The organism is Arthrobacter sp. 05T423 (assembly GCF_056396245.1).
Genome location: NZ_JBFTLC010000004.1, coordinates 146705 through 158655 on the forward strand (window position 1 = coordinate 146705; position 11951 = coordinate 158655).

An 11951-nucleotide genomic window follows, 5' to 3' on the forward strand; every position below is an offset into this window, starting at 1 on the left:
CCGGCGGCGAACACCCGTCTACTTCAGGAACAGGCTCCGCAGCCTGCCGGTGGTGAGCATGAGGCCCAGCACGATCATCACCAGGTAGTAGCCCACATGGATGGCCGTGGCTAGGGTGAAGGAGCCGGCACTGATCTGCCGCAGCAGCTCCACCCCGTGCCATAGCGGCATGGCCTGGATGAGCCACTGGATGTACTCGGGGTAGACGCTCAGCGGATAGAACGTGGCGCTGAACAGGAACATCGGCAGCATGATGAAGTTCACCCAGTCCATCTGCTGGAAGGTCTTCATGAAGCTGGTGATGCCCATGCCGAAGCTCGCGAACCCGAACGCGATCAGCACCGAGGCCGGAATCATCAGCAGTGCCCACGGGGTGCTGATCAGGCCCATCAGCCCCATGACCGCAGTGAAGCCGGTGGCGTACAGCAGGCCACGCAGCAGGGCCAGGAAGATCTCCCCGATGGCCACGTCCAATGGGCCGAGCGAGGTGTACAGCATCCCCTGGTAGAGCTTGGCGAAGTTCATCTTGAAGAAGACGTTCCAGGTGGAGTCGTAAACCGCCCCGTTCATGGCCGAAACCGCCAGTAGCGCCGGTGCGATGTACGCCGCGTAGCTGATCTCCTGGCCACCCGGACCGGTGACGGCGCCCACCACGGCCCCCATCCCGACACCCATGGAAATCAGGAACAGCACCGGTTCGAAGAACCCGGACAGCATGACCAGCCAGTTGCTGCTCTTGGTGGCCATCAGCCCGCGCCCGATCACCGCGCGGGCATTGCGGGAGTACAGCGGGCCGAAGCGCCGGCTCCGGGCCTCGGCCGTGACGGCGTGGCCCTGGGTGAGGACTGTCACTGTCCCATCCTCCTGATGAATTGGCGCTTGGTGAGGGCCCACCCGAACCAGGCCAGGGCCACCAGGAACGCGACGTGGATGATGGTCAGCACCGGGGATTCCTCGTAGCCGAAGGTCATCACCCGCCCGAGTTCCGTGCCGTGCCAGATGGGCGAGATCCAGCCGATCCAGCGGACCAGCACCGGCAGCGTGTCCAGCGGGAAGAACGTGCCGGAGAACAGGAAGAGCGGCATGACGATGAACCGCATCACCATGGCGAACTGGCCCTTGTCCTCCTTGATGGAAGCCGCGTAGGCCATGAGCGGCAGGCCGAACGAGAGTCCGGCAAGTGTTGCCACCAGCACCGATCCCCAGCCCCAGCCGCTCGGTGATGCGCCGAACAGGGCCACGATGACGAAGTAGATGACGGACTGCAGCAGAAACCGCAGCGTGACCGCGATGATCTGCCCGGCCGCAATCTGCTCCGGAGTCAGCGGGGAGGCGTGCGGCCCGTAGTAGACGCGGCGCCATTTGAAGCCGTCCATCACCGGGAACGTGAATTCGTTGGCGGCGGTCATGACCGCCGCGGATACGAGCAGGGCCGGCGCGATGAAGGCGATGTAGCTGACCCCGCCAAACGCGGAGGCAGTATTGGTGTCCACCAGCGTGGCAAGGCCCACGCCCATCGCGAACAGGTACGCCGCCGGCTGGCCCACGCTGTACAGGAAGATCGACCAGCCGTACCCCTTCATGACGCGCAGGACCTGCTCGGCGTAGTAGAAGGCGCCCCAGCGCCGCGCTTTGGCGGCCGACACCTCAGGCGGATGGGCGCGCAAGGTGTGTCCCGCCGTCGGGCTTTCCTGTGGATTGGCGGTGGCGGACCTGGCGGCAGCGCCTGTGGAGCGCCCGGCGGCGGGCACCGCAGGCGACGGCTCAGTCAACGAGGCTCCTGCCCGTGAGCCGGAGGAACACGTCCTCCAGCGAGGACCTGCGCACCAGCGAGGTCAGCGGCCGCAGCCCGCGCGCGGAGACTTCTTCCAGCGCCGCCTCGCCGTCGTGGGTGTAGATCAGTACCCGGTCCGGGAGCGTTTCCACGCGTTCGCCGATGCCCTCGAGCTCCGCGCCGATGCTGGCGTTGCGTTCCGAACCGAACCTCAGCTCCAGCACCTCGCGGGTCGAGTAGTCGCGGATGAGCGATGCCGGCGAGCCCTCCGCCATGATCCGGCCCTTGTCCACCACGATCAGCCGGTCGCAGAGCTGCTCGGCCTCGTCCATGTAGTGGGTGGTGAGGATCAGCGTGACGCCCTGCTCCTTCAGCCGGAACAGCCGGTCCCACAGGATGTGCCGCGCCTGCGGGTCCAGGCCGGTGGTGGGCTCGTCGAGCAGCAGGATGCGGGGCTCGTTGATGAGCGACCGCGCGATGGTGAGGCGCCGCTTCATGCCGCCGGACAGGGCGTCCACCTTGGACTTGGCCTTGTCAGTCAGCTGCGCGAATTCGAGCAGCTCGTCCGCCTTCGGCCTCAGGTAGCTCATGGGCAGGCCGAAGTAGCGGCCGTAGACCAGCAGGTTGTCCCGGACCTTGAGTTCCTCGTCCAGGTTGTCCTGCTGCGGCACCACGCCCAGGTGTGCGCGGACCTCGGGACCATTCTGCTCCGGATCCAGCCCCATGATGGTCAGTTTCCCGGACGTCCGCTGGGACACTCCGCCGATCATTTTCATGGTGGTGGACTTCCCGGCGCCGTTGGGGCCAAGCAGCCCGAAGGACTCCCCCGCGGGAACGCTGAAGGAAATGCCGTCGACGGCGGTGACGTCGCCGTAGGTCTTGGTCAGGTTCTCGGCGGTGATCACATACCGCGGCGCCGCGGGCCCTGGCTCGTTTGCGGGCACAGGCTTCTTGGACGTTCCTTCAGCGGAATGGAGTTCGGGCACCCCATTACGCTAGTACGCGGCGTTGGCCAAAGGAATAGCTAAATCTCAAAAAACGCGGAACAGCAACGCGGGGTCAGATATCGCCCAATTCCGGGGCTCCAGTGGGCGGTATCTGACCCCGCGTTGCTGTTCGCGTTACCTGCGGTTCCCCCGGGAGTCCCCACGGGAGTCCCCGCGCAGGACCTCCAGCCGCTGGCGGTATTCGGTCTCGTCGATTTCGCCGCGTGCGTATCGCTCGCGCAGGACGCTTTCGCCGCCGCGGGAGGTGGCCCACTCGTGATTCCTGCGCCAGGTGCGCCGGGCGAAAAAGATAAACAGTCCGATCACCAGGATCCAGAACAGCGGGAACAGCAGGAACCACGGTGAGAATCCTGTGCCCCACGGGCCGTGGGCGACGGGATCGGCCAACAGCTGCGCGGGCTGGACCACGAAAGTGGTGGCTAGGGATGAAGTCATGTCATGCTCCCAAAATCTCGGTAAGGGCCGTCTTTCGGCTCTGCTTCGAGTCTGGCCGTCCGACGGCGGCGGGTCGTCCGACGGCGGGAGTCACTTTGGGCGCCCCGCGTACTCCGCCGGGAGTCCGGCCGCTACTGCCTTGCCCGGGACCCTCTCTCACCTCCTGCAGCTTTTAAGCGGACCCTCTCTCAGCTCCCGCGGCACACCTTTGGCCGAATGAGAGAGCGTTGCGGGAAACCTGCAGGTAGTGAGAGAGCGTCGGTCGATTTGGTGCAGGGAGTGAGAGAGCGTCGGTGCCGGAGCGCGGCGGGTGGTTGTCCGACGGCGGGAGTCCGGCCGCTGCTGCCTCAGCCGGCCCAGCCGGGCCGCACCAGCCCCGATTCGTACGCCAGCACCACCAGCTGTGCCCGGTCCCGGACCAGCAGCTTGGTCATGATGCGCGAGACGTGCGTCTTGGCCGTGAGCGGCGTGATGACCAGCCGCTCCGCGATCTCGGCGTTGTTCAGGCCCTCGCCCACGAGCCGCAGGACTTCACGCTCGCGCTCGGTGATGTTCTCCAGCGACACGGGAGCCGCCGCAGCCCGGGACTGCAGGGCCAGCTGGGCCATGATCCGCCGCGTGACCGACGGCGACAGCAGGGCATCGCCGTCGTGGACCACCCGGACGGCCCGGAGCAGCTCCTCGGGCTCGGTGTCCTTCACCAGGAACCCTGCCGCGCCGGCGCGCACCGCCTCCGCGATGTATTCGTCCAGTTCGAACGTGGTGAGGATGATGATGCGGGTGCCGGCCATGCCCTGGTCTGCCATGATCTTCCGGGTGGCTTCCAGCCCGTCGGTCTCGGGCATGCGGATGTCCATCAGCACCACGTCGGGACGCTCCCGGGCGGCGAGGCGGACGGCATCGCGGCCGGTCCCGCACTCGGCCACCACCTCCATGTCCGGCTCGGCGTTCAGGAGGGCACGGAAGCCGGCACGGATGAGGTTCTGGTCATCGGCCAGCAGGATGCGGATCACCGCGCCTCCCGTTCCGGCCCCGGCAGGGGTCCGGCCGGGGGCCCCGCCACCGGTATCACGGCCCGGACCCGCCAGCCCGGCTGCAGCGGCGCCAGGTTCAACGGCGCGAAGTGCAGCGAACCGCCGACGGCGGCCGCCCTCTCCCGCATCCCCGTCACCCCGTTGCCTTCGGGCTCCCCGGCGGCCCCGGCGCCGTCGTCGTCAACGGTCACGGTGAGCTGCCTTCCGGGGTTCCCCACCGGCGTCGTACCCTCCAGGGCCAGAACGACGGCGGCCTTCCGGGCCCCGGAATGCCGCACCACGTTGGTCAGTGCCTCCTGGACGATCCGGTACGCAGCTTCCTGGACGGCGTCCGGAAGCTGCAGCACAACGGCCGCCTCGGGCTGGGTCAGGCTGACCTCGAGCCCGGCGCGGCGGGCGTCGTCGGCGAGCCCCGGAAGGCGGTCCAGCCGCGGTGGCGGCGCGGGGGTCAGCGGGGCGTCCTCGCGGAGCACGCCCAGCAGCTGGCGGATCTCGGCCAGCGAATCCTTGCTCGCCGTTTTGATGGCCTCCAGCGCCGGGCGGAACTGGGCCGGGTCCTTCTCCCCCAGGTGCAGCGCCACCGAGGCACGGACGTTGATGAGCGACAGGGAATGGGCGACGACGTCGTGGATGTCGCGGGCAAGTGTCAGCCGGTATTCGTCCCGGGCCGCCTGTTCGCGGGCCTCGTGCTGGCGGCGCCGTTCCGCCACCCGTTCGCGCCGCAGCCGCACCCACTCCCCCATCAGCACGAGAATGGCCAGCCACGACGTGCCGGCGAATGCCCGGATCAGGCCGAACTCGTCGCCGCTGCGCGCCGCCGCGGCCACCAGGACCGCTGCACATGCCCCGGCCACGGCCCACGTCTGCCAGCGCTTGCCGGCCGCGGCCGAGAACACGATCGCCAGTGCCAACGAAAGGAACACCGGGCCCCACGCGTAACCGAGCGCCAGATACGCCGCGACGGACGCCGCCGCGGCAGGAAGCATCACGAGCGGGGCGCGCCGGCGCAGCGACAGGGCCGCCGGCCCCGCCAACAGGAGGACGAACGCTAGGGCATTCAGCGGCCGGTGGTCCGGCTGCCGGGCGGAGGCGAACACCGTGCCCACCACCTCGAAGACGGCCACGGCAACCACGATGGCTGCTGTGGGCGGTCCCCGGAAACGGCGCTGCATAGGTCCGAGCCTAGCCGGGAAGGCCCCGCCCGTCGTCGGCTTAACGGCGTAGGGCGCCTACTCCCGGAGGAGTAGGCGCCCTACGTGGCACTGGTGAGCTGGGCCCACGCCCGCAAGGTTCCCTGGCCGTGGAGCCGCTCCGGCGAGGGCCCCGGCCCGAGCTTGCGAGGGCAGGGAGCCGGATCGGACTTGCGAGGTCAGGGTGCGGTGAGGATTACGCTATGCCCGCGTGGCGTTCCGCTGTTTCCACCACGTTGGCCAGGAGCATGGCGCGGGTCATCGGACCCACGCCGCCCGGGTTCGGGGAGAGCCAGGCGGCGACGTCGGCGGCGTCGGGGTGCACATCCCCGGTGACCACCGCCTTGCCGGTGCCGTCGTCAACACGGCTCACGCCGACGTCGAGCACAATGGCACCAGGCTTCAGGTCCTCCGCCCTGACCAGGTGCGGCACACCGGCCGCGGCGATCACGACGTCGGCCTGCCGGAGTTCGGCGGACAGGTCGGTGGTGCCGGTGTGAGCCAGCACCACCGTGGCGTTGACGTCCTTGCGGGTCAGCAGCAGGCCCACCGGTCGGCCGATGGTCACGCCGCGCCCAACCACGAGGACGCGCTTGCCCTTCAGGTCGATGCCGTGCCGGCTGAGCAGTTCCACGCAGCCCTTGGGGGTGCAGGGCAGCGGGGATTTCATGGGACCGCTGATGTTGGCCACGAGCCGGCCCAGGTTCATCGGGTGCAGGCCGTCGGCGTCCTTCTCCGGATCCATGGCCTCCAGGATGACGTCCTGGTCGATGTGCTTGGGCAGCGGCAGCTGGACGATGTAGCCCGTGCACTCCGGGTTGTCGTTTAGCTCGCGGACCACGGCCAGGAGCTCGTCCTGCGTGGTTTCCTCGGGCAGGTCGCGGCGGATGGAGTTGATGCCCACCTCGGCGCAGTCCTTGTGCTTGCCGCTCACGTACCAGGTGCTGCCGGGGTCAGACCCCACCAGAATGGTGCCCAGTCCAGGAGTGACGCCCTTGGCCTTGAGTGCGGCCACCCGTTCGGTCAGCTCGGCCTTGATGGCAGCGGCGGTAGCCTTGCCGTCAAGGATCTGCGCGGTTTTTGCGGTTTCAGTCATGGATTACCACTGCTCGTGCTGCGGGTACAGCGGGAAGTCGGCTGCGAGCTTGTCAACACGGGCCTGCAGGGCCTCTACGTCGGTGGCGGAGCCGGCCTTCAGCGCGGTGGCGATGATTTCGGCGACCTCGGTGAATTCGGTGGCGCCGAAGCCGCGGGTGGCCAGGGCCGGGGTGCCGATACGCAGGCCGGAGGTGACCATCGGCGGCCGCGGGTCGAAGGGCACGGCGTTGCGGTTGACGGTGATGCCCACTGAGTGCAGGAGGTCCTCTGCCTGCTGGCCGTCCAGCTGCGAGTTGCGCAGGTCAACCAGCACCAGGTGAACGTCGGTGCCGCCGGTGAGGACGGAGACGCCGGCCTCGGCAACATCGGACTGGTTGAGGCGGTCGGCGATGATCTTGGCGCCTTCCAGGACGCGCTCCTGGCGCTCCTTGAATTCGGCGGTGCCGGCGATCTTGAAGGCCACGGCCTTGGCGGCGATGACGTGCATCAGGGGTCCGCCCTGCTGGCCCGGGAAGACGGCGGAGTTGAGCTTCTTGGCCCACTCCTGCTTGGCCAGGATCACACCGGAACGCGGGCCGGACAGCGTCTTGTGCACGGTGGAAGTGACGACGTCGGAGTGCGGGACCGGGCTCGGGTGCAGGCCTGCTGCGACGAGGCCGGCGAAGTGCGCCATGTCCGTCCAGAGCAGGGCGCCAACTTCATCGGCGATGGAGCGGAACGCGGCGAAGTCGAGGTGGCGCGGGTAGGCGGACCAGCCGGCGATTATCACCTGCGGCTTTTCGGCGATGGCCTGCTCGCGCAGCTTGTCCATGTCGATCCGGAAGTTGTCTTCCTCGACCTGGTAGGCGGCGACGTTATAGAGCTTGCCGGAGAAGTTCAGCTTCATGCCGTGGGTGAGGTGGCCGCCGTGGGACAGGGAGAGGCCCAGGATCTTGTCGCCGGGGGTGATCATGGCGTGGAGCGCTGCGGCGTTGGCCTGCGCGCCGGAGTGCGGCTGGACGTTGGCGTATTCTGCGCCGAACAGGTCCTTGACCCGGTCGATCGCCAGCTGCTCGGCGACGTCGACGTATTCGCAGCCGCCGTAGTAGCGGCGGCCCGGGTAGCCCTCGGCGTACTTGTTGGTCAGAACGGAGCCCTGGGCTTCCATGACGGCGCGCGGGGCGAAGTTTTCCGAGGCGATCATTTCCAGGGTGCCGCGCTGGCGGCCGAGTTCCTGGTCCAGTACTGCGGCGATCTCGGGATCGAGTTCAGCCAGCGGCTGGTTGCTGACGAAGGAGGTGCTGACGGAAGTCGGTGAAGTGGTCACGAAGAACTCCTGGCTAGGGATGGGCACTGCTAAGGTCAGGCTACCGGCTGGCACGTTGCGTCGCCCCTCGATGACCACCATCCGGAAAAGGTTCCGGGCGCAGGTCAATCAAGGGCGCAGCAGCGCTGTGGCGTCGCTGCACTTCGAGAAGAGCAGCGTTACCGGCAAAACATGACCCTCGGCCCAGGCGTACGATCCGTGGTCTTCGTGAGCGCCGCTCCCTGGTGGTTAGCCACCCAAACGCCAGTTGCGACGCCACCACACTACCAAAAGCGGGGCCGACGCGCGGGTAGGCTGTTCTTCGTGAATGAAGACCAGCTCGCCAAATCGTACGTAGTAACCCTGTCCTGCCCTGACCGTCCCGGAATTGTCCACGCCGTCGCCGGCGCCCTGCTCGTGGCGGGCTGCAATATTACGGACTCCCAGCAGTACGGCAGCGAGTCCACCGGTACCTTCTTCATGCGTGTGGAAGCCACCACCACCGCTTCCCAGAACGAGGTGGTCGCAGCCCTGGAGCCTGTGGCCGAGGCCTTCGGCATGCAGTGGAACCTGAACCCGGTGGGGCGGAAGGTCCGCACGCTGCTCATGGCCAGCAAGTCGGCCCACTGCCTGAACGACCTCCTGTTCCTGCAGCGCTCCGGCACCCTGCCCATCGAGGTTCCCGCGATCGTCTCCAACCACCGCGACCTGGCCGAGCTGGCCGAGTTCTACGGCATCCCGTTCCACTACATCCCGGTGACGGCCGACACGAAGGACCAGGCCGAGGACCAGCTGCGCAAGATCATCGCCGAAGAAGGCGTCGAACTGACCGTCCTTGCCCGTTACATGCAGATCATCTCCGACGACCTGTGCACCGAGCTGACCGGCAAAGCCATTAACATTCACCACTCCTTCCTGCCGTCCTTCAAGGGCGCCAAGCCCTACCACCAGGCCCATGCCCGGGGAGTGAAGCTGATCGGTGCCACCGCGCACTACGTCACCGCCGCACTGGATGAGGGCCCGATCATTGAGCAGGAAGTCATCCGGGTGGACCATGCGCGCACGCCGGAGCAGTTCGTCCAGATGGGCCGGGACGTGGAGGGCCGCACCCTCGCCCAGGCCGTGCAGTGGCACGCCGAACACCGTGTGCTCCTGGACGGCAACCGGACGGTGGTTTTTAACTGACCGTCTTCGGCAGAACCCCCGCCGCACGGTTCACACACGGCGGCTTTTAACCAAGACTGGTTAACACGATGACTCTGCTGACAGAAACCGCGCTGGAACCCTTTATCGCCCTGCTCAAGGCCCAGGGCAGGCACGCCGTGCTGGACGTATGCTGCGGCCCGGGCGATGACGGCCTCCGGTTCGTCCAGGCCGGAATCCACTACACGGGCGTCGATCCGTTCGACGGCAACGTCCGGTACGCCATGGCCCGGCGCCTGAGCGTATCCGTGGCGGAGCCCGCGCGCCTGCCCTTCGCCGCGAATACCTTCCCCGCGGTCTGGGCAGTCCAGTCGCTGGAGGGGCTCACGGACGACCAGGCGGACGACGTCGTACGGGAGCTTGAGCGCGTGGCAGAACCGGGTGCGCCGATCGCCGTCGTCCTCCCCTAATCACCGGCGGACCCGACCGCTGCGCTAGGAGGCTGGCCGCCGTTCGAGCCTCACGCGGACCGCGCCGCCGGCGCATAGTATGACGGCAAGTCCCCCGACGACGGTGGCCCATGTCAGCTGCTCGCCGAGCAGTAACGCAGCCCAACAGATGCTTATCACCGGCTGGGCGAGCTGGACCTGGCTCACCTGGGCCATCGGCCCGATGGCAAGGCCGCGGTACCAGGCAAAGAAGCCCAAGAACATGCTGACGACGCCGAGGTAAGCGAAGGCAGCCCACTGCACCGCTGTACCTGAAGGCGGCTGCTGGGACACGGAGATTCCCACAAAAACCACCATCAGTGGCGAGGCGAGGACGAGAGCCCACGATATGGCTTGCCACGCGCCAAGCTCGCGGGCCAGCAGCCCTCCCTCGGCGTACCCCACGGCAGCGGCCAGCACGGCGCCGAAGAACAGCAGGTCCGCCCAGCCCAGTTGGCCGAAGCCGCCGGGCTGCGCAAGGGCGAAGGCCACCGCGGCCAAGGCGCCCGCTCCGGTCGCGACCCAGAATGCCGCTTTCGGCCGCTCGCGGCCGCGGAGAACCGCCATCGTTGCAGTTGCAGCCGGGAGCAGGGCGATCACCACCGCTCCGTGGCTGGCCGGCGCGGCAGTGAGGGCGAAGGACGTCAGCATGGGGAACCCGACGACGACCCCTCCGGCGACCACCGCCAGCCGAAGCCACTGCACGCGGCGCGGCAGGCGCTGCCGCGTCAGCGCCAGGGCCGCGCCAGCCAGGACGGCAGCGACTATCGCCCGGGCAGATCCCATGAACAGCGGCGACAGCCCTTCCACCGCCAGGCGGGTAAGCGGAACGGTGAACGAGAACGCCAGCACTCCCAGGAGGCCCCACCAGATTCCGGCGCGTGGGGATCCCGTACGTGACGGGCCGTTGGGTGAAGCACCAGCGGGTGACGGGCCGTTGGCCGCCGATATCACTAGGCGAACAGGAACAGTAGCGCTACTATTGTCTCTCATGAACAACGGTAGCAGTTCGCGGATCGCGTCGCGACTGAGAGAATGGGTCGCCGGGGCGGCGCCGGGGTCGCGGCTGCCGTCGACCCGATCGCTCGTCGCGGAGTACCAGGCCAGCCCCGTTACCGTTCAAAAGGCCCTGCAGGAGCTCACGCGGGAAGGTGTCATCGAGAGCCGGCCGGGCGTGGGGACATTCGTCCGCGCCGTCCGGACCGCGCGGCCCGCGGACTATGGCTGGCAGACCGGGGCCCTGCGGTCACCGCAGGCGCCTCTTTGGCCCGCTTCCGCGGCGATGCGGCCCGCACCGAACGACGTCATCGCGTTCCATTCCGGCTATCCGGACCGCGAACTCCTGCCCGAGCGGCTGGTGCGCGCGGCGCTCACGCGGGCCGCCCGGGCCGAGGCAGCGCTGTCCCGTCCCCCGGCGGCGGGGTTGCCGGAGCTGCAATCCTGGTTTGCCCATGAGCTCGGAAGCTCCACGCCGGCCGGTATCACCCCGCCAACCCCGAGCGACGTCGTCGTTCTTCCCGGCAGCCAAAGCGGCCTCAGTTCCATCTTCAGGGCGTTGGTCGGCCACGGGCAGCCGCTGCTCATGGAGTCGCCGACGTACTGGGGTGCCATCCTGGCCGCGGCGCAGGCCGGCGTCCGGGTCATCCCCGTGCCCAGCGGCGCCGCCGGACCGGACCCGGAGGAAATTGCCCGTGCCTTCGAGGACACGAGGGCACGGATGTTCTATGCGCAGCCGAACTACGCGAACCCCACCGGCGCTCAGTGGGACGGCCGGCGCGGCGAACAGGTTCTGGACGTCGTGCGCAAAAACGGCGCGTTCCTGCTCGAGGACGACTGGGCACACGATTTCGGCATCACCACCACAGCCCAACCCCTGGCGGCCCGCGACGATTCCGGTCATGTTGTGTATCTGCGTTCACTGACCAAGAGCGTCTCCCCTGCCGTCCGCGTGGCCGCAGTCATCGCCCGCGGCCCTGCGCGCGAACGAATCCTTGCCGACCGGGCAGCCGAGTCGATGTATGTCAGCGGCTTGCTCCAGGCCACGGCACTCGACGTCGTCACACAACCGGCCTGGCAGGCCCACCTGAAAAGCCTCCGGCACCAACTCCAGTCCCGCCGCGATCTTCTGCTCACAAGCCTGAGTCAGTACGCACCGCAGGCCCACATTGAGAATGTCCCAAAGGGTGGGCTGAACCTCTGGGCACGCCTTCCCGACGGGACGGACGTCGAACAGCTATCCCGGAACTGCGAAAGCGCCGGCGTCATCATCGCGGCCGGAACGGAGTGGTTCCCCGCCGAACCGGCAGGGCCTTTCATCCGGCTCAACTACGCGGGCCCCAACCCGGGTGCCTTCCCCGAAGGCACCCGGATTCTCGGCCGCGAGCTCTCGCGCACCATCGGGTAAGACCCGTGTCCTGCGCGCACCTAGGATGGGACCTTGGGTGCGGAGCGCCGGCAGCACGCCGCTCGGCTCCAGCAATAAGAAAGGACACATCTC

12 protein-coding genes and 1 riboswitch are annotated in these 11951 nt (G+C 68.0%); of the genes, 3 read left to right on the forward strand and 9 right to left on the reverse strand.

Features of this window, described 5'->3' with window-relative positions; genetic code table 11:
* Positions 1 to 18: 18 nt before the first annotated feature.
* From AC1DFE_RS05435 to glyA, 8 genes are all read right to left on the reverse strand, one after another.
* On the reverse strand, positions 19 to 852 hold the full coding sequence (locus AC1DFE_RS05435) for an ABC transporter permease (protein ID WP_476904883.1): 834 nt from the start codon (positions 850 to 852) through the stop codon (positions 19 to 21).
* Positions 849 to 1667 carry an ABC transporter permease gene (locus tag AC1DFE_RS05440; RefSeq protein ID WP_476904935.1) on the reverse strand — a complete coding sequence of 273 codons (819 nt, stop codon included), beginning with the start codon at positions 1665 to 1667 and terminating at the stop codon, positions 849 to 851. The genes AC1DFE_RS05435 and AC1DFE_RS05440 overlap by 4 nt, the downstream gene beginning before the upstream one ends.
* 97 nt (positions 1668 to 1764) lie before the next feature.
* Entirely contained in the window at positions 1765 to 2718 is a 954-nt protein-coding gene (locus AC1DFE_RS05445) for an ABC transporter ATP-binding protein (RefSeq protein ID WP_476904936.1), read from the reverse strand.
* 177 nt (positions 2719 to 2895) lie between these two features.
* Positions 2896 to 3216: an SHOCT domain-containing protein gene (locus AC1DFE_RS05450; RefSeq protein ID WP_476904884.1), complete on the reverse strand. Its 321-nt coding sequence runs from the start codon at positions 3214 to 3216 to the stop codon at positions 2896 to 2898.
* A gap of 347 nt (positions 3217 to 3563) precedes the next feature.
* Positions 3564 to 4229, reverse strand: coding sequence for a response regulator (locus AC1DFE_RS05455; protein WP_476904885.1), 666 nt, complete (start codon positions 4227 to 4229; stop codon positions 3564 to 3566).
* Entirely contained in the window at positions 4226 to 5422 is a 1197-nt protein-coding gene (locus AC1DFE_RS05460; protein ID WP_476904886.1) for a sensor histidine kinase, read from the reverse strand. The genes AC1DFE_RS05455 and AC1DFE_RS05460 overlap by 4 nt, the downstream gene beginning before the upstream one ends.
* A gap of 214 nt (positions 5423 to 5636) precedes the next feature.
* Positions 5637 to 6536: a bifunctional methylenetetrahydrofolate dehydrogenase/methenyltetrahydrofolate cyclohydrolase gene (locus AC1DFE_RS05465; protein WP_476904887.1), complete on the reverse strand. Its 900-nt coding sequence runs from the start codon at positions 6534 to 6536 to the stop codon at positions 5637 to 5639.
* A gap of 3 nt (positions 6537 to 6539) precedes the next feature.
* The gene (glyA, locus tag AC1DFE_RS05470; protein WP_476904888.1) at positions 6540 to 7844 is read right to left on the reverse strand and encodes a serine hydroxymethyltransferase; all 1305 of its coding nucleotides are present in this window, start codon (positions 7842 to 7844) and stop codon (positions 6540 to 6542) included.
* A 174-nt stretch (positions 7845 to 8018) separates the two neighbouring features.
* Positions 8019 to 8105: riboswitch (ZMP/ZTP riboswitch) on the reverse strand.
* 42 nt (positions 8106 to 8147) lie between these two features.
* On the opposite strand from glyA, the gene purU reads away from it, so the two are divergent.
* Both purU and AC1DFE_RS05480 read left to right on the forward strand, forming a co-directional pair.
* Positions 8148 to 9008, forward strand: a complete 861-nt coding sequence (purU, locus tag AC1DFE_RS05475) for a formyltetrahydrofolate deformylase (protein ID WP_476904889.1) — start codon at positions 8148 to 8150, stop codon at positions 9006 to 9008.
* 68 nt (positions 9009 to 9076) lie between these two features.
* Positions 9077 to 9436, forward strand: coding sequence for a class I SAM-dependent methyltransferase (locus AC1DFE_RS05480; protein WP_476904890.1), 360 nt, complete (start codon positions 9077 to 9079; stop codon positions 9434 to 9436).
* A 24-nt stretch (positions 9437 to 9460) separates the two neighbouring features.
* Here AC1DFE_RS05480 and AC1DFE_RS05485 read toward each other — a convergent pair whose 3' ends face one another.
* On the reverse strand, positions 9461 to 10327 hold the full coding sequence (locus AC1DFE_RS05485; RefSeq protein WP_476904937.1) for a DMT family transporter: 867 nt from the start codon (positions 10325 to 10327) through the stop codon (positions 9461 to 9463).
* A gap of 118 nt (positions 10328 to 10445) precedes the next feature.
* Here AC1DFE_RS05485 and AC1DFE_RS05490 point away from each other — a divergent pair, with 118 nt between their 5' ends.
* On the forward strand, positions 10446 to 11858 hold the full coding sequence (locus AC1DFE_RS05490; protein ID WP_476904891.1) for an aminotransferase-like domain-containing protein: 1413 nt from the start codon (positions 10446 to 10448) through the stop codon (positions 11856 to 11858).
* Positions 11859 to 11951: the final 93 nt, after the last annotated feature.

Bases quoted from the DNA above. Each gene is read 5' to 3' on its own strand.
- AC1DFE_RS05465 (WP_476904887.1), bottom strand. From the start codon at position 6,536: ATGACTGAAACCGCAAAAACCGCGCAGATCCTTGACGGCAAGGCTACC.
- AC1DFE_RS05460 (WP_476904886.1), bottom strand. From the start codon at position 5,422: ATGCAGCGCCGTTTCCGGGGACCGCCCACAGCAGCCATCGTGGTTGCC.
- AC1DFE_RS05450 (WP_476904884.1), bottom strand. From the start codon at position 3,216: ATGACTTCATCCCTAGCCACCACTTTCGTGGTCCAGCCCGCGCAGCTG.
- AC1DFE_RS05490 (WP_476904891.1), top strand. From the start codon at position 10,446: ATGAACAACGGTAGCAGTTCGCGGATCGCGTCGCGACTGAGAGAATGG.
- AC1DFE_RS05480 (WP_476904890.1), top strand. From the start codon at position 9,077: ATGACTCTGCTGACAGAAACCGCGCTGGAACCCTTTATCGCCCTGCTC.